Annotated in this window: 13 protein-coding genes; all 13 read left to right on the top strand. The window is 40.7% G+C overall.

Annotated elements, in window-relative coordinates:
* Positions 1-68 precede the first annotated feature (68 nt).
* The 13 genes from FAH66_RS05945 (at position 69) to FAH66_RS11055 (ending at position 22,613) form a co-directional block, all read left to right on the top strand.
* Positions 69-551, top strand: a complete 483-nt coding sequence (locus FAH66_RS05945; protein ID WP_003761730.1) for an Hcp family type VI secretion system effector — start codon at positions 69-71, stop codon at positions 549-551.
* A gap of 155 nt (positions 552-706) precedes the next feature.
* On the top strand, positions 707-1,522 hold the full coding sequence (locus FAH66_RS05950) for a type VI secretion system accessory protein TagJ (RefSeq protein WP_137041015.1): 816 nt from the start codon (positions 707-709) through the stop codon (positions 1,520-1,522).
* Between the two features lie 33 nt (positions 1,523-1,555).
* Positions 1,556-2,068 carry a type VI secretion system baseplate subunit TssE gene (gene tssE, locus FAH66_RS05955; protein WP_137041016.1) on the top strand — a complete coding sequence of 171 codons (513 nt, stop codon included), beginning with the start codon at positions 1,556-1,558 and terminating at the stop codon, positions 2,066-2,068.
* Positions 2,065-4,041, top strand: coding sequence for a type VI secretion system baseplate subunit TssF (locus FAH66_RS05960; protein WP_137041017.1), 1,977 nt, complete (start codon positions 2,065-2,067; stop codon positions 4,039-4,041). The genes tssE and FAH66_RS05960 overlap by 4 nt, the downstream gene beginning before the upstream one ends.
* Entirely contained in the window at positions 4,038-5,078 is a 1,041-nt protein-coding gene (gene tssG, locus FAH66_RS05965; protein ID WP_137041018.1) for a type VI secretion system baseplate subunit TssG, read from the top strand. Before FAH66_RS05960 ends, tssG begins: the two co-directional genes overlap by 4 nt.
* A gap of 86 nt (positions 5,079-5,164) precedes the next feature.
* A complete protein-coding gene (gene tssH, locus FAH66_RS05970; RefSeq protein ID WP_137041019.1) occupies positions 5,165-7,816 on the top strand; it encodes a type VI secretion system ATPase TssH in 2,652 nt (883 codons plus the stop codon).
* Between the two features lie 134 nt (positions 7,817-7,950).
* Positions 7,951-8,574: a type VI secretion system lipoprotein TssJ gene (gene tssJ / locus FAH66_RS05975; RefSeq protein ID WP_137041020.1), complete on the top strand. Its 624-nt coding sequence runs from the start codon at positions 7,951-7,953 to the stop codon at positions 8,572-8,574.
* Positions 8,575-8,607: 33 nt separating this feature from the next.
* Positions 8,608-9,954 carry a type VI secretion system baseplate subunit TssK gene (gene tssK, locus FAH66_RS05980; protein ID WP_137041021.1) on the top strand — a complete coding sequence of 449 codons (1,347 nt, stop codon included), beginning with the start codon at positions 8,608-8,610 and terminating at the stop codon, positions 9,952-9,954.
* Positions 9,955-9,978: 24 nt separating this feature from the next.
* A complete protein-coding gene (gene tssL / locus FAH66_RS05985) occupies positions 9,979-11,241 on the top strand; it encodes a type VI secretion system protein TssL, long form (protein ID WP_137041022.1) in 1,263 nt (420 codons plus the stop codon).
* Positions 11,242-11,272: 31 nt separating this feature from the next.
* Positions 11,273-14,830, top strand: coding sequence for a type VI secretion system membrane subunit TssM (gene tssM, locus FAH66_RS05990; RefSeq protein WP_137041023.1), 3,558 nt, complete (start codon positions 11,273-11,275; stop codon positions 14,828-14,830).
* A 130-nt stretch (positions 14,831-14,960) separates the two neighbouring features.
* Positions 14,961-17,234 carry a type VI secretion system Vgr family protein gene (locus FAH66_RS05995; protein ID WP_137041024.1) on the top strand — a complete coding sequence of 758 codons (2,274 nt, stop codon included), beginning with the start codon at positions 14,961-14,963 and terminating at the stop codon, positions 17,232-17,234.
* Positions 17,235-17,250: 16 nt separating this feature from the next.
* Positions 17,251-18,387 (top strand): DUF2169 family type VI secretion system accessory protein, encoded by a 1,137-nt coding sequence (locus FAH66_RS06000; RefSeq protein WP_137041025.1) that lies wholly within the window; start codon positions 17,251-17,253, stop codon positions 18,385-18,387.
* An 80-nt stretch (positions 18,388-18,467) separates the two neighbouring features.
* Positions 18,468-22,613, top strand: coding sequence for a DUF6531 domain-containing protein (locus FAH66_RS11055; protein WP_137041026.1), 4,146 nt, complete (start codon positions 18,468-18,470; stop codon positions 22,611-22,613).
* Positions 22,614-22,857 lie beyond the last annotated feature (244 nt).

Below are 22,857 nucleotides of genomic sequence, written 5' to 3' on the forward strand. Positions count from 1 at the left end.
TATTTAGTTGGGTATATTTAGTGCCCTGTTGTTAAATCGCTTGTATTTTTTAACTAGGAGAGTAAAAAATGGCTATTGATATGTTCATGAAAGTCGAAGGTGTAAATGGCGAATCAAAAGATTCTAACCACAAAGACTGGACTAACATCGAAAGTTTTGACTGGGGTGCAGAGCAACCTGGTTCAATGACTAGCGGCGGTGGCGGTGGTGCCGGTAAAGTCAATTTCAATGACTTGACCGTAGTTGCCGCTATCGATAAAGCAGCTCCAACCATTCTGAAAAACTGCGCTACCGGCCAACACTTGAGCAAAGTAGAAATTTCTGTTTGCAAAGCTGGTGGTGAGCAAATTGAATACTCACGCACCACATTGGAAGATGTCTTGGTAACCGGTGTGAAATTCATTGGTGTACAAGACAATGATGCGCTGAAAATGCGTTATTCATTCCAAGCTGCAAAAGTGAAAAACCAATATTGGGAACAAACCGATAAAGGTTCTAAAGGTGCTGAAGTTCAAATGGCCTTCAATATCAAAGAAAATAAATCTGCATAATTGATATGTAGATTTCATTAAAGAAGCCTGACTTAAAAGGCATTTTTAAGTCAGGCTTCATACATAATGACTTTACTTTTTAGACGGCATTATTTACTGAAAAATTAGTTCTAGCTGTAGTTGCTATTCTTTTAAATAAATAAGGAATTATTGAAATGGATTTGAAAACTAAATTATCGGACATGATTGAGCTTGTGCGTTCAAATCCTGACAATCAAGAACATCGTTTAGCGCTGATTCAATATCAGTGTCTGTGCGCAAAATGGGGACAGGCTTTAAAACAGATTGGACAATATCAAAAACTGTTTCCTCATGCCCAAAAACCTTTAATGCTTTATCTTATTGAAAATATTTCTGCTGAAATGCGGCGTCAGGCAGTTTTGGAAGCCCAACAAAAACCAAAAACACTAGAACTACACGCAAGCAAACTTGATATTCTTCAAAAGCAACTCTCTTTAGTTGCCCATGTTTCAGAACAGCAAAACAAATCCCTTGTCGATGATTATACTGTGCTATCTGAGAATATAGAAGGCTCCCCCGTACATATTACTTACCTTTTAGCAGATAAATCAGTTTCCGAGATTGATAGTGACTGGATTATTGATGGAGACGTACGTACTGCCTTCGTTTATGAATATTTCTATCAAGGTCACTACTACTGGCAAACATGGGATTCTATTGAAAATATTTCTTTCAAGACTCCAAGTTCCTTACTGGACATCATTTGGAGGCCGTCTGAAATCAAATTTACAAATGGTGAATGTATTCAATGTATCAGCCCCGCTCGTTATGCTGTTATGCCTGGGGAAGAAACAGCATGGTCAGATCTGCTAATGAAGTGTTCACAAACTGACTGGATAGAAATAGCAGAGCAACTCTTTACAGGGATTGGTCAAAAAACTTTGTATACCGACAACCATAATTTTGGCCTTTTAGATATTCGTAATATTAGATTTGAACAAAATAATTAAAATCTATCTATCTTTCAAACTCAACAATTAAACATGTCGCAATTCAAAAATCAACTGTTACCCTCTTTATTTGACAGACTAACAGATGAAGAGCCACGCAGAAAAAAAGAGGCACGCTCCGATCGGGTCATTAATCTTGATCAATATCGGCAAGCCGTACTGCGTGATATTCTTTATTTACTGAATACATGCAACATGCAAGCAGAAACTATGGGGATTGGCCTGACTGAAAATGTACGTTCTTCTACATTAAATTACGGTATCCCTCCCCTTTCTGGTGTTAATTTTTCCGATATTGAATGGCAAGATGTGGAACAGAACATCAAACAAGCTATCCTCGATTTTGAACCGCGTCTTGAAAATAAGACTTTGCAAGTGATCGTAAATACCTCAGACGATGATGGCGATGCTTTACACAATAAACTTATTATTGAAATTAAAGGTTACCTGAAACTCAATCCTTATCCTAAAGAATTCTTGCTACGAACCAGTATGGATGTTGAAACAGGATTGTTTGACTTATTAGATGGGGGAAATGGGGCTTGAATAATAAATTACTGTCTTACTACAACAAAGAGCTAACTTTTCTAAAGGAAATGGGTAAAGAGTTTGCAGCCCAATATCCTAAGATAGCCTCAAGATTAGCCTTAGATACAACTGATATTCCTGACCCCTATGTTGAAAGACTCTTGGAAGGGGTAAGCTTTCTTACCGCACGCACCCAACTTAAACTGGATGCGGAGTATCCTCGTTTTGTCCAAAGAATCTTAGAAGTTGTTTATCCTGACTTCATCAATCAAAAACCGGCTGCAGCTATCGTCAATTTAGAACCTACCAGTCAATATAACGCTGATGTGATCAATCTACTAGAACGAGGCAAAATATTAAGGTCTCTGCCCATTGACGAATTTAAAGTCAGTTGTCCATTTTCTGTAACTAAAACTACTGAAATTTTGCCACTTCGTATTGAAAAAGCCAAATACACTGACTCAATAGGTTATTTGCCAAACACACTCCCTGCGCTCAAAAAATCCCCTGGTAAGAAAGTACAATCTGCCTTACGTTTGGATTTTTCATTGAGCGTACCAGGCGCATGTTCAGAGATGTTGCCAGATGAATTATCTATATTTTTAGGTACAGAACTTTCCAAATCCTCTTCATTGCTGTTTCTATTGGCTTCTGAATGCTTGGGTGTTGTTTGCCACAGTTACGAAAATCCAAAACAATGGTTTTACCCATTGCCTACTACACCAGAACATCGTGGTTTTCGAGAAGATGAAGCCTTATCATTTAATCTAGATAAATCGGTGAGTGCATTCCGAATTATGCAGGAGTATTCACGCCTACCAGAAAAGTTTCTATTTGTTTCTCAAAAAAATATTAAACAAGCCGTCCAACAAGCCGAGAAAAAAGGACATTTACCTAAAGTACCTGAACATTTAGAGGAAATCGTAAACGATAAGGGAGTCAATAAAAAAATTATTACTTATCGTAAACGCTATTTTAGTCTTTCATTTTTATTCAGTAATAAAATACCTGAATTAACTGAGCTGATCAGTGTGGATGATTTTTCTGTAAATGCCGTACCAGTCGTTAACTTATTCAGAAAAAAAAGCTCACGCTTCCCGGTAAATATTCAAGATCAGGAGCACCATGTCGTTATCGACCGTACTCAGCCCCTGAATTATGAAGTCTACGCTATCGAGCAAGTAAAAGGCTTTGATACTAACAACCTTCAAACCGTAGTATTTTCACCGATGTACAAAGCACCGGATATAGGCCTCTTTCCTGAGGCCCAAACTCAACATGCTTATTTTTCTGCTCGTCGTGCTGATAGAGTACCATCCGAAAACTCAGCTAAAAATGGTTTTCGCTCTTCCTATTTAGGTAGTGAGGTATTTTTATCTCTTGCTAATAATCAGAATTACGCCTTTAATTCAAACATACAACACCTTTCTGTCGATGCTTGGTGTACAAGCAGAGATTTGCCTCTAATCATGCCTCGAGACGGAGAATCTGACTTTCTTATTGAGGGATTTTTGCCAGTCAAATCGATTAAACTGATTTCTAAATTAACAAGGCCTCAAGAAGCAGTAAGTGAAGATAGGACACTTTGGTCATTTTTAAATCAATTGAGCTTAAATTACCTATCTCTTTTGAATACTGATAAAGAAGATGCACCTGTTGCTTTGAAAGAGCTTTTAACAGTATTTGTTTCTTCTGAAAGCGATTTACTGAAAAAACAGATTGAATCAATTACACGAGTTGAAACCTCAATTATTAACAAAGTAGTCCGTCATTATGGAGTTGCAGCCCCTATCAGAGGAATCAACATTACCGTTACACTGGATGAAGCTCAATTAGGCGGCGTTCATCCTTTCCTATTTGGATCAGTTTTAAACCATTATTTCCGACGCTTGGTGTCTATTAACTCATTTGTACAACTGCGAATTGATACGCTCCAGCAAGGTCATATTGCTACTTGGCCGTCTGAAATTGGGGAGAGAATGATTATATGAGTCCAGTTAACCCTAAAACAGATTTTGGTGACTCATTAGACAATGCTTGGGATGAAAAACTTACAGTCTTTTTAAATAAAGTTTCCTCTCAACCGTATAAGTATGATTATTTTTCACTCTTGCGCCAGCTTGAGTCCGTTAAATTTATTACTAGTGGGCAAATATTAGGCAAAGCTATTAGCCCAAAAATGGAGAAAATAAGGATCCGCCAAAATCCTTCGCTTACTTTTGCCCCACGCAATCTCCAATCGGTAACCTTATCACCACATTATGTAGAAATTTCCATTAATGGATTTGGTCTGTTTGGCCCATCTGGCCCACTACCTCTACATTTAACCGAGTATGCTTATGAACGCCAACATCAACACGGTGACCGGGCATGGACCGGTTTTGCAAATATGTTGCAACACCGCCTGGCTATCTTATTCTATCGAGCGTGGGCAAATGCCCAAAGCATTACATCTTTAGATAAAAATGCTGAAGACCGCTTCGGAAAATACATTGCCAGTTTTAATGGCCTTAATATTCCGACCACATATCACAAAGGTTTAATCCACGAATTTGCTAAACGCTATTTTTCCGGTCTATTGATAAAACAAAGCCGATCTGCAGTCAACCTGCAACAACTGCTCACTCGCTATTTCCAAGTTCCCGTTAACATTCAAACTAACGTAGGGTACTGGGTCGAAGTTGAAGAAGAGAAAACGCAAATTGGGATTATGGGCAACTACACACTTGGTGACGGTTTACTACTAGGTGACAAACTCTATGATGTGCAAAGTAAATTTCGAATTATTATTGGCCCACTTACGCTGTCAGCCTACCAATCATTCTTTAAAGACGGTATTAATACAGCCCGTTTACAAGAATGGGTTCGTTTATTTGCCGCAGAAGAATATGAATGGGATATCCAACCTATTCTGATGCAAAAAGAAGTTCCACTGATGGATTTAGGAGGAAACACTCGACTCGGCTTATCAACTTGGCTGGGGAATGTTTCCCGAAATGCAGAAGACTTGATTGTCAGCAATCATTAATCGGCTTTTTTTAGACGGCCATCGTCGATAAAAGCTTTAGAAAACTATTTTGGACATATTTGAAATAATTTAATTAAGGACGTCTTATGTCAAACATCAGCCGCAGTGTATTATTTGGTAAATTAAATACTACCTTATATAAAACTTTGGAAAATGCCTATACCTTCTGTCGTCTTCGAGAAAACAGCTATGTTGAATTAGTACACTGGCTACACTCTCTACTTCAAACTGAAAAAACAGATATCTTCTACCTGATAAATCAGTTTAACTTAGATGAAGCCAAAGTACGAAAAGATGTATTGGCTGCAGTAGAAAAACTGCCTGTTGGTGCTACTGCCGTTATTGACTTCTCCGAACATATCCAAACCCTTGTCGAACAAACTTGGACATACAGTTCACTAAAATTTGGTACAGACAAAATCCGTACAGCTCATATTTTCTATACCATGCTGCAAAATAAGACTTTGCAGGGTATTTTGGCCAATATTTCATCTGAATTCCTGAAAATCAAACCGGAAACATTGGCAAACAATATTATTGCTATTACTGCTAACTCTGAAGAAAATCTTGATGTTACCCAGAATGCCTTATCTTCTGAGCCTAATGCTACTCACAAAGAAAGTGCCTTAGCTAAATACGGCAGCAACCTTACCGAAAAGGCTAAAAATGGCGAAATAGATCCAATCACAGGCCGAGACACTGAAATCAGACAAATGATTGACATCCTAATGCGTCGCCGTCAAAACAACCCAATTCTTACAGGTGAAGCCGGTGTTGGTAAGACTGCTGTGGTTGAAGCTTTGGCATTACGTTTAGCTGCCGGGGATGTCCCTCCTGGATTGAAAGACGTTCAATTAATTCTATTGGATATCGGCTTACTCAAAGCTGGTGCCAGTGTTAGCGGAGAATTTGAATCACGCCTCCGAGCAGTTATGGACGAAGTAGAATCCAGTCCAACCCCAATCGTGCTATTCATCGACGAAATCCATACTTTAATTGGTGCTGGTGGCGCTGCCGGTACTGGTGATGCTGCCAACTTACTCAAACCTGCATTAGCTCGTGGCAAACTTCGTACTATTGGTGCAACCACATGGGCAGAATACAAAAAATATTTTGAAAAAGATCCTGCCCTAACTCGGCGCTTCCAAGTTGTACAAGTAGATGAACCCGATGAAGAAAAAGCCATCAACATGCTTAGAGCATTGAATGCTTCTCTAGAAAAACACCATAATGTGATCATTCTTGATGAAGCAATCCAGGCTGCTGTAAAACTTTCCCACCGCTATATTCCAGCACGTCAGCTCCCTGATAAAGCTGTCGGCTTGATTGATACTGCCTGCGCACGTGTTGCAGTCAGCCAACATGCTGTGCCTGGCAGTATTGAATATCTACGCAAGAAGTTAGAAGCATTAAAACTTGAGCAAGCAAATTTAGAACGTGAGAAGAAACTCAGTTTCGACTCTGAAGCTCGGATCACAAATATTGGTAAAGAATTAACTGAGGTTGAAAGCCGTCTGAAAAAATTAGAAGACAGATGGAAATCTGAAGCAGACTTGGTTGCAGAGCTATTAGCTGTACGTGAACAAATCATGCAGGTTGAACAAAAAACAACCGATGAAGAAAACAAACAGTTGCGCGCCCGCCAAAAAGAGCTGGTTACTAAATTGAAAAAACTGCAAGATGTCCAACCTCTAGTTATGCCGTTAGTAGACAGTCGGACAGTTGCTGACGTTGTAGCAGACTGGACAGGAATCCCTGTCGGAAAAATGGTGAAAGACGAAGTAGAGGCTGTATTACAACTTGCTGACACCTTAAATAAACGCATCATCGGCCAACGCCACGGTTTGGATGCGATTGCCCGCCGTATTCAAACTTCACGCGCAAATCTAGACAATCCCAACAAGCCTATTGGTGTTTTCATGCTTGCAGGTCCTTCCGGTGTAGGTAAAACAGAAACTGCTCTAGCTCTAGCCGATACATTATATGGTGGTGAACAAAATGTAATTACCATCAACATGAGTGAATATCAAGAAGCTCATACTGTATCCACTTTGAAAGGAGCTCCTCCAGGTTATGTTGGCTATGGTGAAGGTGGCGTATTGACTGAAGCTGTACGTCGCAAACCTTACAGTGTTGTCTTGCTCGATGAAGTAGAAAAAGCACATCCAGATGTGCATGAAATCTTTTTCCAAGTATTCGACAAAGGCTGGATGGAAGATGGTGAGGGTCGCTATATCGACTTTAAAAATACCATTATCATTCTTACCACCAACGTTGGTACAGATTTAATTATGGATATGTGTGATGACCCCGAAATGTTACCTACCCCAGAAGGCCTAACTAAAGCCCTGCGTACTCCCCTGCTGAAAACTTTCCCAGCTGCTTTATTAGGCCGGATGCAAATTATTCCTTACTATCCGCTATCCGATAATATGCTTTCAAAAATTGTTGAATTGCAATTAAATCGTATCGTAAAACGCATTAAAGATAATCATGGCATCGACCTACACTATACCCCTGAAGTGTTAAAACTAATCACTTCACGTTGTACAGAAGTTGAATCAGGTGGCCGCATGATCGATGCGATTCTTACCAATACGGTTCTACCACAAATCAGCCAAGAACTACTTACTTGTGCAACACAGGGAAAACAAGTTTTGAGCATAAATATTGACGCGAGTAATCATGACTTCAATTACCAATATAAATATAAACTTAGAAAGAAAAATACTTTATAATTCTAAGTAAAATAAGAAATCTTAGTATTCGATCGACAGTCATAGACCAACTAGCTCCTAAAGTCTAGGCTGTCGATTAATTTAAAATTTCTATCATTAAATACAATCACTATTGATGTATCTAGGTAACCAAAATGCATGGAAAACTGATAAAATATATATCATTTGCAATGATATCTTTGATGGTAAGCGCATGTGCGTCCAACCATAAACCGCCAAAAGAATCTGACGAAAGTGGAGAAAAAATTGATGTCCAAATTATAGTTTCTCCCGATGTCAATCCAAATTTAGTTGATCAACCCTCCCCTATCAGATTGGATTTGTATCAACTGTCATCTGATGGTGAATTTAAAAAAGCAAACTATTTTGATCTTACTAATAATGCTAAAGAAACTTTAGGTGATAAATTAATTCAACAAAACCAATTCATGTTACACCCTGATACAGTTACTGTATTACCTATCAAAATGGATTCCCACCTGAAATATTTAGGTGTTGTTGCCAGTTATCGTGATTTGGACAATAGTCAATGGAGATTGATTTTATTAAAACAAAAACAACGATGGTATCAGTTTGGTAAACACTATTTCTACGTGAATATTGGGAAAAATGAATTGTATCAATTATCGAAATCAGAGATGCAAGAAATGCTGAAAGAATATAAAGAGCGCCATCCTGATAATCAGCTCATCAAAGAAAATGGGGAAACTCGCAAGAACAATAGTGACCTTAGCAAAGGTATTTTGCGTGAGGAATAAATGCTTATATATAAATAATTTGAGGTTGAATACATGGCAATTGAAGCAAAAGTAGTTTGGTCAGAAGGAATCTTTATTACTCCTCAGCATTTCCAGCAATTTGAACGTTATCTTGAGTCAGGATTACGTCAACTTGCTGTTTCTAAAGAAGGTTATTTTTGGGGATTTTCATCTTTAGTACTGAATTCAGACGGCCTCAAACGTGGTGTGCTCGGTATTCGTGAAGCAGAAGGTATTTTTCCTGATGGCTCTATATTTGTGTTTTCCCAAAAACAACTTGAAAATTTAAGCTTAAAAGTACCTGCAAACATAAAAGATACCAAAGTTTGCTTAGCTATTACTCTGCCATCGTCTGTCAATAATGAGATTGACTTTCTAAATCAAAACTCTTCTGCTAACTCTTACCGATATAAAGCATTTGAGAAAACCCTTGCAGATACAACTAACTCCGAATTAGACGGTCGCCAAATTACATTAGCAGATCTTAATCCCACATTGATTTTAGAAAATGATTTAACTAGCAATCAAACCGCCCTTCCTATTGCAGTTATCCGATCCAGTTCAGCAGACTTTGAAATCATTCTAGACGAATCATATATTCCTCCTTCCCTAGGAAGCCAAAAGCAACACCACCTAAAAGCTTATATTTCGGAAATATATGGCTTATTAATGCAAAAAAGCAATAGTCTAGCTAACGCCGTAAACGATCCGAATACCGGAGGTTCTGTTGAAGTAATGGACTTTATGATGCTTCAAACTATCAATCGGTACTTGGCTTATTTGCATCATGAAAATGAAGGCGCTCGCCAAACTCATCCAGAACAATTATTTGTCAACTTATCAAAATTATGTGCTGATTTAATGACTTTCCTTCCTTCACGTAAGGTAGGTGATATTCCTATTTATGAACACAATGATCTAGCATCATGTTTTGGTAAATTATTTTTTAACTTGCGCAAATCACTGTCTATTGTTCTTGAACAAAGAGCAATTAGAATTCCACTAGATTTGCGTGATGAAGCAACTCGAGTTGCTCAAACTCCTGATCAAAGCTTACTGGATAAAGCTTCATTTGTCTTAGCCATCAAAGCTGATATGCCCAACGAAGCCTTGCGCCAAAAAATTCCAAGTGTAGTAAAAATAGGTACTGTAGAAAAAGTTAAGGAATTGGTTGCTTACCATTTACCTGGAATTAAAGTTCATGCGTTATCCGTGGCACCAAGAGAATTACCATACCATAGTGGTTATGTTTATTTTGAATTAGATAAAAAACATGAATTATGGGATATGTTTGATACTTCCTCAGGTATGGCTTTCCATTTAGCTGGTAATTTCCCTAATTTAGATGTTGAGTTTTGGGCGATTAAGTCTTTAAGTTAATTTGATTTAATTTGGAATTTCATTATGAATAACCAGAATAATACTGCAAACAACGCAGTAAATGTTTATAACCCTTTAATTGAAGCTGCTAAACCTGTTTTTATCTTGGCTAACTCTATGCAACAAACTACTAGTCAATTATCTACTGACAGCCTAATTAATAAATTCTCTCTCTTAATTAATAATTTTGAAGAGAATGCTGAAAAAAATGGAGCTAAATATGATGCTATTCAGGCTGCAAAATACTGTCTTTGTACATTTGTAGATGAATTAGCAGTCCGTGCCGGCTGGGCTGATGAAACTTGGTCAAAGAATAGCTTATTAGTATCTTTTTATGATGAAACTTGGGGTGGAGAACGTTTTTTTGAAATCATTCAAAATTTGAAACAAGATTCTGATAAAAATATTAATTTATTAGAGTTTATGTATTTATGCCTGCAATTTGGTTACAAAGGTAAGTACCAGGTTCTAAACAATGGGGAACTTGAGATCGATAAAATTAAAAGAGACTTACTTGCCTTAATTCACAGTAAGCGACCTGACCAAACTGTTAATCTTTTTAAACATAACCCGATTATTACAAATAATATTCAAAGAAAACGCAGACTTGCTATTCCTTTATGGGTAGTTGGCGTATTAGGAGCTGTTGCATTGGGGATAGGCTATTTTACAATGCAATGGTCATTAGGTGATAAATTCAATACCGCCAGCATAAAAGTGAACAGCCTCAAACTTCCTTCAGCAATAACCAAACAACAGGATGCACAAAATACAGTCCGACTACGGCCTTTGTTGGAAAATGAGATTGCTAGGAAATTAGTATCTGTAGAAGATTTTCAAGACAGAAGTACTGTTACTATTTTAGGTGATGGCTTATTTGAATCCGGCTCTGCGCAAATCCAAGACCAATATTATCCTGTTTTAGCTGCAGTTAGTCAGGCCCTAGATAGTGTAGAAGGACAAATTATTGTTACGGGATACACTGATAATCAGCCAATTCAGAGTTTAAATTTTCCATCTAATTGGCATTTATCACAGGCTCGGGCAGATGCAGTAAAAGAAATTTTATTGAATTACGTTAAAAATGGCGGAACACGCATCCGTTCTGAAGGACGAGGATCTACCGATCCTGTTGCACCAAACGATACTTTGGAAAACAGAGCTAAAAACCGAAGAGTTGAAATTACATTATTTACTACAGGAACTGGACCCAAACTAGGTAGCACAGTTGAAATAAAAAACGATACCCCCAATTCTCAACCAAACGGTAGTGTAAGCACACAATAATCTATTTTAGATTGATACGGAAAAAATAGACATGAAAAAAATTATTTATTTTCTAGGTTCTCGCTCTTTATGGGTGATGTTGGGTATTACCGGCCTGATTATATTAGTATGGTTTATTGGACCATTGATCTCCATAGGTGAAGTTCGCCCTTTAGTAAGCAAAACTATTCGTTTTGCAGTGTGTGCTATTATTATTGGTATTTGGTTGGCTAAAGCCATATTTCGCCAATATCGTGAATCTCGACGAAATGCTGCTTTATTGAAAGAAATTCGAGCAGCCCAAGAGCCTATTTTAAAAAGTGCAAATGATGTTAGCTCTATGAGCCGCCAGTTTGCTGAAATGGACAAAGTATTAAAAAATGCTAAATTTTCTAAATCTAAAAACAGTTTGTTGGCTAGACTAGAAGAAGGTCAATACCTCTACCAAATGCCATGGTATGTTGTCCTAGGGGCAGCAGGATCTGGTAAAACAACTGCACTCAAACGCTCTGGTCTTAACTTCCCTTTAGAGAGCACTTTAGGGACATCTGTAAGTGGCCTAGCAGGTACACGAGATTGTGATTGGTTTCTGTCGGATGAAATAGTATTTCTCGATACAGCTGGTAGATTATCTTTACATGACAATCATAGCAGTAAAGACTCTAGTGACTGGGAAGAGTTTGTAACGCTGCTACAACGTTACCGACCTAAACAGCCAATAAATGGAGTATTGGTTACTGTAGGTGTAGATGATTTGTTGGGCGGGAAAACCAACATAACAGAAATCTCAGTAGAACTGCGTAAAAGAATCCATGAAATGCATACTAAATTAGGTATACATTTCCCAGTTTATCTTATGATAACCAAACTGGATTTATTGCATGGTTTTAATGAATTCTTTGACCATCTAACTGAAGAACAAAGAAATCAATATTTAGGAATTCCTCTATCTAATACAGAAGGAATGGAGACTCCTATCGCTACTGCTTCTAATGCCTTAGCAGATATTGTAGATAAATTACACTCCTCTATGTTGGGCACAGTTCATCAATTAGAATCTACTGAAGATAAAGCTGCAGCTTTTGCATTCCCAGAGGAGTTTGAGCGCCTTAATCAAGCAGTACTTTCTCTATTTAAAGAGCTGTCTAAATCTTCAAAATTTGAGCAACCTATCGCATGGAGAGGTGTTTATTTTTCAAGTGCGACACAAACAGGACAACATCTCAACCCTATACTGGAAGGTTTGCAAAGTGATTTCCAATTATCTAAAAAATACTTGGATTCAAACCAGGCCTCTACTCAGAATAACGAACATAGCTTTTTCTTAAATAGACTCTTTGCTGACGTTATTCTTAGCGAGGCAAATTTAGCTGGCGAGAATAAATCTTGGTTCGTCAAAAAACAAATCTTGTATTGGCTAGGTATTGGAGCTATTGCAACTGTAGTAATTGCATGTTTAACAATGATGCTGAATAGTTACTCAAATAACCAATCATATCTTGAACAGGTTGATCAAAAAGCAACTGACTTAGCTTTAGATGTAAAAAAATATACAGACAGCCCTGATTTACTTAAGGCTGTAACATTTGCTGAACAAGTTAGAGATACAACTACCAGTAAAGAAATTCCAGATTTATTATCCCCTCCGCTCAGCTATCGTATGGGTCTTTATCAAGGTAGCCAAATGAAAGATGTTGGGGAGTCAGCCTATTATAGAATTCTTCAAGACAACGTAATGCCATTAATCAGCTATAAGTTGGATGAACTTCTACGCACAGCTAATGGTTCTAATAATATTAATAGCTATGATGCATTAAAAGCTTATCTTATGATGTTCCACAAAGAACATTTTGATGCTGCTTTTATGCAAAACTGGTTAATGTCCAATTTGTCTAAAACAGAATCATCAGGCATGAGTGACCAACAAAAAAAATCTGTTGAAAAAGCTCTGAATCAGATTCTTTCAAAACAAAGCATTACACCAAGTGTTCCCTATGACGAAGAATTAGTAGAACGTCGTAGACAGGAAATTGCACAAAGAGACATTGCAACCATGGTATTAGAAGATACTATAAACACAGTTACTCTCTCAGGAAAAGAAGGAGTTACACCTGTATCTTTTTCAAGTATGGGTGGTGTGCAAAGTCACTTGCTATTCCGACGTAAGACTGGTGGGGCTTTAAAAGAACCTATTAACTTTATTTATACCAAAGAAGCCTACATTACTAAAGTTTTACCTGCCATGGTTAAATCTGCAGAGCAGTTTTTTAATGAAGACAACTGGGTATTAGGTAACTATGCTTCTTTAGGCCAAAGTAAAGCATCTGTTCTTTCCGATGCCCAAAGAATCTATTTCAGTAATTACATTAAAGTTTGGAATAGTTATTTATCTGATTTGTCATTAGTAACACCAAAGTCATCACGAGAGAGTACTCAAATTGCCAAACTGCTATCTGAAAAGAACTCACCTTTAGTCAATATTATTAAAGGAATTAGTGATAATACGACTTTAACCATTGACAAACGAATAACAGAAAAAGCTGGAAGCAAAATTACCGATTGGTTAAATAGAGCAGGACTCTCAAAACTCTTAGAGAGTGAAGAGGGGAATAATGTGAAAAATGAATTAGTTGCTTTAAAACAAGCAACTCCAGTCGATGATGCTTTTGCAGATTTCCATACATTAACTGAAATCACAAATGATCAACCTCCTGCTATTAACAATGTCACAGAAGCTATAAATGATTTATATGTTTATTTAGTTGCTGTTAATGTTGCTGTAGAAAAAGGAGTGGACTTACCACCTGATGATCCTTTCGTAAAATACAAGGCTGAAGTAAATAGACTGCCACCTCCCTTTCGCCAAATGTTAGATAACTTTTCTGAAATTATTCTGAAAAACACTAACAAAATTGTTGATGAAAAGCTTTTGTCTACTTTAGAAAAACAAATAGCTACATTAACTAATAGTTGCCAAGAAATACATCAACAAGGATACCCTTTCGATAAAGGGTCGGAGGACAATGTTGCATTAGAGAGTTTCGCCAGTATATTTGGTCCCAATGGTATCTACAGTAAATTTACAAACTTGACTGGTGAAGCTGCTGTATTGGCACGCTCAGAAAAACTGGAAACTTTAACTGCTAAAAATGATGCTTTTAAAGATCGTTTTGCAAAACTAAATGATATAGAAGACATCCGACAAGGATATTTTGATAAAGGCTCAGAAACTCCTACATTTGACTTCTCAGTTAAAGTTTTGATTCTTGATACTAGTTTAGAAAGTGTAAATATCTCATATGCAGGGAAAAGCTATGTATACAGCCATGGTCCTGTAAATCCTGTAACCTTTACTTGGCCATCAAAGAGTGAAAATGCTTTAGCTAAAATAGATATCTCCTCTCCCCAAATCAACAGCGCAGGTATTAGTTCAACTGGGCCTTGGTCAATCTTCCGCCTTATTGAAAAAGGTAAAATTATTCGCCAAACAGGAAATACCACCGTTGTCGAATACAATATTAAAGGAAAAAATCTTGTACTTGAATTTACTACTTCTACTGCCTTTAATCCCTTTAATTTAAGTAAATTAAGGAATTTTCAGTGTATTTAAAAGTCTCAATAACGATGTAAATAATATTGTCTAGAATATTACTTTCACATATTTTATCCCTATTTAAAATATAGGATAAAAATACTTGTACCCGGAATATTGGTTTAAGATTGACAAGGAGTTTCCCTAAATGAATAGAACTATCGTTGCTCATACGCCTTTGGGATCACAACTATTATTCAAAAAAATGCTTGGAACAGAATCCGTTTCAAATCTGTTTGAGTTCAATATTACATTGGTCTCTCAAAACCCAAACTTGCAAGGCAAAGATATTATTGGTCAGTCTGTAACATTGGAAATTGATACCGAAGCAAGTAATCCTCGTTATCTAAATGGTCTAGTTACCGATTTTGGCTACATTGGAGAAGATGAGGATGAAGAAGGTTATCATGCCTATACCTGTACCACTCGTCCATTCATGTGGTACCTCACTCAAAATACGGACAGCAGAGTTTTCGTTGATAAGTCCGTATTAGATATCGCTAATGAAGTCTTAGCACCATTCGGATTCCCATACCAGATAAAATGTCAAAAAGGGTATCGAACAAGAGGCTTTTGTGTTCAGTATCAAGAAAATAGCTTTGATTTCTTAAACCGCCTATTTGAACAAGAAGGTATCTACTATTATTTTGCCCACAGTAACGGTTCACATGAGCTGGTTATTACTGATGATGTCGGTGTTTTAGAAGCTATTTCATCTCCTAATATCCCCTACCATTCTCGAAATACTGCACCGGGGGCGCCAAATATCGCCTATATTGATATTTGGGAAGAACGAGATGCTTTAAAATCTAGTCAATTTGTTACTCAAGAATACAATTATAAAAATGCCAAAGTTCCGATGATGTCTTCAGATTCAGTTCATGACTTTAATTCGGTATCTATGGAACACTATGACTTCTACACAGGTTTTAGTGATGTGGCAGAAGCACAAAATTACAGTCAGGTTCGTAGTGAAGATTTGAAAAGCCAAACCAAGATTATTACTGGCTCAGGTACTGCACTAACACTTGCTCCAGGTTATACGTTTATCCTGAGCAAACACCCTCATGCATCTTCCAATACCGAATATACTATTCTAAAAGCTGATTATGATTTCGAAGAGGCAGGCTATACGTCTGGAGACCGTATTGGCAAATTTAGAATCTCATTCCGCGTATTACCTAAATCTTATCCATACCGCCCTCCTCTTAAAACTCCCAAGCCAAAAGTTTTAGGAACACAAGCAGCTACGGTAACAGGACCTGCAGGTGAAGAGGTCTACACCAATGAATATGGCGATATTAAAGTCCAGTTCCACTGGGATCGCTATGGAAAAATGGATGAAAACAGTTCCAACTGGGTACGAGTAACTCAGGGCTCTGCTGGTGCTGGCTATGGCTCTATTAATACACCACGCATTGGTGAAGAAGTACTGGTTGATTTTATTAATGGCGATGCTGATCGACCTATTGTATTAGGCCGTCTGTATAACAGTGCAATGTCGCCACCATGGGGATTTCCTGCTGCAGCCAAGCAATCTGGTATCAAGAGTAAAAGTTTTAACTCTCCATTAGCCAACTTTAACGAACTGATGTTCAATGATACTGCTGGGTCTGAAATGGTCAACTTCCAGGCACAGAAAGACTTGACCTCACTTGTTAAGAACAATGAAACCCGCAACGTCAACAACGACCGAACCACTACAATTGGTAATAACGAAACTGTAACAGTAGTAGGTGATCGAGCTAAAACTGTTCAAAAAAACGAAACTGCCTCAATTACCCAAAACCGTACTAAATCAGTCGGCCAAAACGAAACTTCCAGTATTACCCAAAACCAAAGCATTAGTGTCGGCCAAAACCAAAGTACTTCTGTGGGTAAAGATCAAAGCGTTTCTGTCGCTAAAAATCGAACCCATTCTGTTGGCCTCGATGAAAACATTGGCATCGGAAAAAATCAGGCTTTGACGGTGGGCTTGGATCAAAACATTTCTATTGGCAAAAATCAAGCGTTGACCGTTGGCGCCAATCGTAACAAGACCATTGTATCTAACGAAGTTAGTAGTATTGGTGGTAATAAGCAGGAAACTGTCAGCCTAAATGGTATGAGCAACGTTGGCATTGGACAAATGACCAACATTGGGGCTGGCTATATGCTAAATGTCGGAGGTGGTTGGATGACCAACGTTGTTGGTGCTGAAATGCATAGTGTTGGCCTGGTTATGGGGCTTAATGCAGGCTTAAATATTGGCCTTAATGCCGGCAATAAAATTACCTTATCTGCAGGGAGCAAAATTACCCTTCAAGTAGGCAACTCTATGATTGTAATAGATAAAAATAAAATCTCTATCGTTAGTAAAAAAGTTAAAATCGTTGGCACTAGTGTAGTAGATATGGACGGCAAAAAAGTCGATATCAACTAAAAGAAAAGGTATATCAATGTTCGAATTGGAGAACTTTACCTGCTTTCATACGCAGCAATTTAAAAACATCGACCAGTTAGATCGAACATATGATGTTGTAGTTGCTAAAGTCAGTTATGAGTTTGAAATCGATCCCGTAACAGGAAAAACTGTACTTGAGTTTGCCCAAACGCAGACGCCTCTTACATTTGCAGATACTTTTTACGGTGAACCATCTCAAACTTCAACTCAGTTTGAAAGCGACTTTTGCCTTTATAAACCTAAAACTGATTTAGTGATCAATGCAATCGCCTATGCACCTAATGATACTCCCGCTCGGCAACTTGCCGTAGCGGTGAGTATTGGCGATTATCAAAAGAGTCTGGCTCTTACTGGCGAGCGCTACTGGGTAAGAGAGATAGCAGGATGGTCTCTAAGCGAACCAGATCCCATTCTCTCCTTACCTATCCGCTATGAATTTGCCTTTGGCGGTGGTGCAGTTGAAGACGATCATGAAGGGCATCAGCAAAATCCTGTCGGTATTGGTTATTATCCCAAATCCCAACTCAAACAAAATGGATTCAAACGGATATTAAAGGCTCACCAGATTTATGACCCAAACCATCCGATACGAGATCCTGCTGAAAATGTTGCTCCCGAAGGATTCGGCTTTATGCCTCGTTATTTTGCACAACGGGCACGACATTCAGGTACTGCCGATGCTGAATGGATAGCTAACCGTGCACCTTTATTGCCGGAAGATTTTTCTATGGCTTATTGGAACGGTGCTCATCCTTCCCTTCAGTTGCCGCATCTAAAGCCTAACCATATCTATACACTGGGATTTACCGGCATGGTACATTCCTTTCAAGCACCCAATCAGTACTTTACTGTCGAACTGCCGGTAGAGACTGTATTTGTACATGCCCATACCGCATCTAATATGTCTTTGTGTAAAGACATGGTATTAGATACCGTACTCGTTGATATAGAACAACGCCGCATTGACTGTGCATACCGGACTTCTTTTGCAGAAGAGCTGGAAATTTCTGCATGTCAACTCAGGTTTATTGCTCGACATGAACGGGCAGAACAAATTGCAGCCGCAGCTGCATGCCGCACTTCACAAGACAAATTTATCCCGATACCGCCTTCTCTTGCGGCATTCGCGTAAACAACCAAAAGGCCGTCTGATTCCCAACTAATTGCAGCCAACTTTTCAGACGGCCTCTATCTTCACAACAGGAGCACCCCATGGCCGTCAATAAAATCGCCCGTAAAAGCAGCAAGTTCCGCGTTGTCTTTACCGTCCCCGATTTCTGTTGGCCGCCACCACCCGCTCCCCCTTCCGTTCCGCCCATTCCCTTCCCACTCTTTGCCGACCTCGGCGGTGCCCAAACCGTCGCCAAAGACGTACGCCTCAACCGCAAGCCTGCTTTTGTCTTTAAAGCCAGTAAGACGGACAAGACTTATGGCGATGAAATCGCCCTTCCGGGCCGTAAAGGGGTAAAGAGCCGCACCGCCACCAAACCGGCATGGCCTATGCGCCATTCTTCCTCGGTTAAAATCCGTAAACGCTATATCGTGCGCACCGGCGATATGTTCCATATGAACGGCAAGTTCAGCAAAAGACTCCCCCCTAAAACCTGTCTGTCCTGTAAGGGTGCAGTGGGTGCCGGTCGGCCGGTGAATCCGATACACGGTTTGAAGTTTCTAACCGGTGAAACCGACTTTGCCTTTGAAGGCATTTTGCCGCTGGTATGGAGCCGCAGCTATTATTCCGACCAAGACGGTACCGGCTGGCTCGGCGAGGGTTGGAGCGTACCGGGCTGCCAACGCATCATCCGCGATGCGGCGGGATTGGCCTATATCGACGATCAAGGCCGTTTGTTCCCTTTGCCGGAAGTGGATGAAGATGATGAAGAACCGGTATTGTTCGAAAGCGAACAGATTTGGTTCAGTAAAAACCCGGACGGCCATTATGTCATTGCGTCGCTGGACGGTTCGATAGCGTTGCGTTTTGCGCCTTTGGTGGTCGCTGAAGACGGTTCGGACGAAGATTCCACCCTCTTCCCTTTGGTCGCGGTAGAAGACGCCAACGGCAACCATCAGCGTTTCATTTATCATCCGCTGACCGGTCTGCCGCAATACATTATTGACGGCAACGGACGGGTATTCTCGCTGAACTTTGGCAATGTAGCCGATGAGCAATCGCCTAAAATGCGGCTGCTGTCGGTATCGCTGTTGGAGGGTTTGCCTGCCTTTGGCGAAGCGGTCCGGGTCGGCAGCCCGCTGGTTCGCTATGAATACAACGGCAGTGGTGACTTAGTCCGCGTTATCGGCCGCGACGGCAAGGTCAAACGCAGCTTCGGCTATAAGAACAATCTGATGGTGTCGCACACCGATGCAGCCGGATTGGTATCGGAATACGAATACGACCATTACACCCCGACCGGCAAAGTGTTACGCAACCGGACTTCCTTGGGCGAGGAATGGCGTTTTACCTATCACGAAGGTTATACCGAGGTAACCGACGTATTGGGCCGTACCGAGCAATACCATTACGACTACAACAACGAGTTGACCAAACGGGTGTTTGCCGACGGCAGCACCAACCTGATGGAACGCGACGACTTGGGCCGTCTGCTCAGCCATACCGATGCAATGGGGCGCGTTACCCGTTATCAGTACAGCAACGAGGGCCAGGTGGAAAGCATTACCCGTCCGGACGGCGTCATCCTGCATTTCGACTATGACGACAACTACCGTCTGATCCGTAAAAGCGATGCCGAAAGCCGTTATCACGGCTATACCTACGACGAAGCGGGCAACCTGCTGACCCATACCGACCCGCTGAAACACATCACCCGTTTCGAATATGCCGGCAACGGTCTGTTGCTGTCGGTGACCGATCCGAACGGCAGCAGTACCGCCTACCACTATAACGAAAACCATCAGCCCGACCGGATTACCGACTGCTCGGGTTACGAAACCAAACTCTCTTACACTCCCGAAGGACAGTTGGCGCGTATTACCGATGCGCTGGGACAGCATACCGAATACCACTACGACGCCAATCAAAACCTTACCCTTGCCCTCTATCCCGACGGCAGCAAAGAGACCTTCGGCTACGATGCCGCAGGTCGTTTAAAAACCCATACCGACGGCGAAGGCCATACCACTTCCTACGAATACGGCCAAGACGGTCTGCCGACCCGGCGCACCAATGCGCTGGGCCATACCTTCGGCTACCACTACGACAAAGCCCGCCGCCTGGTCGGCCTCACCAATGAAAACGGTGCGCGCTACCGCTTTGCCTACGACGTCCTCGACCGATTGATTGCCGAAAGCGGCTTCGACCATAAACTGACCGGCTACCGCTATAATGCCGGTAACGAACTAATTGAACAGCGCGAATACGGCGATGATGCCACCCTTGCCGCCAAACTGATGGCGCAACTGGGCGGGCAACCCGTTGCTAAAAAAGATGCCGCCCCGCTTTCAGACGGCCTCGACAGCCAAACCCCGCTGCGGATTACCGAGTTCAAACGAGATGTATTGGGACGCTTAATCCACACACTCGCCCGCGATAACGACAAGGTTCAGGAAACCGTTTACCAATACGACTTTGACGGCAACCTCGTCCGTGTCGCCAACAGCCAAAGCATTACCTGCTTTGACTACAACGGCAACGGTCAAATCATCGGCCAGCACCAATGGAAAGTGCCGTCCAAAGAAGAAAACGCCCGAAACGGTTTGCCCGAAACCGACTGGCGCGATGCGCAGTACGACATGCTGTACCTGCCCGTTACCGAAACCGTCCGCTACCACTACGACTTCAACGGCAACCGTACCGCCACCGTCCTGCCCGACGGCAGACAAATCAACTACCTGTATTACGGCAGCGGCCACCTGCACCAAATCAGCCTCGACGACGAAGTCATCACCGACATCGAACGCGATCAGCTGCACCGCGAAATCTTCCGCACACAGGGTAAACTCGCCAGCCGTTACGAACTCGATCCCCTGGGTCGTCTGAAAAGGCAAATCGCCGCACTTAACGACCTGACGCAGACCGAGACAGATAAGAACACTGTAACATCGGCTTATGCAGTCAAACGCAGCTACGGCTACGACCGTACCGGCAACCTGACCCACAGCACCGACCAGCGGACGGGAACGACGCATTTCGAGTACGACAAACTAGGCCGGATTACCCAAGCCGGCAGCGAACTGTTCGCCTTCGACCCTGCGCACAATATCCTGTCCGATAACAATAGCCCTACCATCACCGACAACCGCCTGAAAACCTACAACGGCAACAGCTATTACTACGACCACTTCGGCAACCTGATCCACCGCGAACTGGCCGACGGCGAAGTACAAAACTACTTCTACGACCTGCACGACCAACTGGTTAAAGCCGAAATCTTCAAAAAAGACGGCAGTAAAGAAACTTGGGCGTACAGCTACGACGCCTTGGGCAGAAGGATAGGAAAAGGCCGTCTGAAAGACGGAGAAGTTTCAGGTAGCCTCGAAGATGCCACCGGATTCGTTTGGGACGGCAGCCACCTCTTACAGGAAATCCAACCGGACGGCAGGTATACCTATATCTACACCAATCCCGACAGCTACGAACCCTTGGCACAGGTACATAACCGGACCAACGAAGAAGGCGAAAGCTGCCAAGAAACCCACTACTTCCACTGCGACCAAATCGGCATTCCAAGAGAGATGACCGATAAGGACGGCAACCTCTTATGGCTCGGCAACTACACCGGCTGGGGTCGTCTGAAAGAAGAAACCAAGGTAACGGATAGCGCTTACCAGCCCTTCCGCCTGCAAAACCAGTACGCCGACCTTGAAACTGGGTTGCACTATAACTTCTTCAGGTATTATGAACCTGATGTGGGTCGGTTTGTGAATCAGGATCCGATTGGGTTGTTTGGGGGGAGTAATTTTTATGCGTTTGCACCAAATACTACGAAATGGATAGATACATTAGGTTGGTTTAAATATCATGGGAATTGGTGTGGACCAGACTGGACAGGGGGGAGAGAAGAGCAATACAGTAAGCTTCGAGACAATAACGGTTATTATGCTGAACCAATGGGAGTATTGGATACGGCTTGCAGGCAACATGATATTTGTTATGCTAAGTGTAGGGAACAATTCTCATGTTCAGGATTAGAAAAATATAACTGTATGGTAAGGTGTGATGACACTCTTGTGAATACATCTAAAAATATCCAACATGATCCTAATTCTTCTTCTATAAAACGTTGGGGGCTTGAAAAGGCAATTTCACAACACTATGGACCAGAAAATGATACTAATACTTGCCAAAACCCACCATCCCTCGATAAAACAATTAAAAAAACGTCTAAAAATCATAGGTGATATTATGAAAATTTATAAATATATAAGTATTTTTTTATTATATTTATTTATATATATAATTTTATTTATAATAAACCCTTGGATTTTGGAATTAATTAATATTACTATAACACTTCCATGGTCAATTATTGAAGAAGATATTATTACTCATTTAGGACTAAATCTGAATCCTACTATTGATAATATCTTTTATCGAAGAATAATACACTTTGCCTACGGATCAATTAGTTTTTTTATAAATATA

The organism is Neisseria subflava (genome assembly GCF_005221305.1).
Lineage (GTDB): Bacteria > Pseudomonadota > Gammaproteobacteria > Burkholderiales > Neisseriaceae > Neisseria > Neisseria subflava.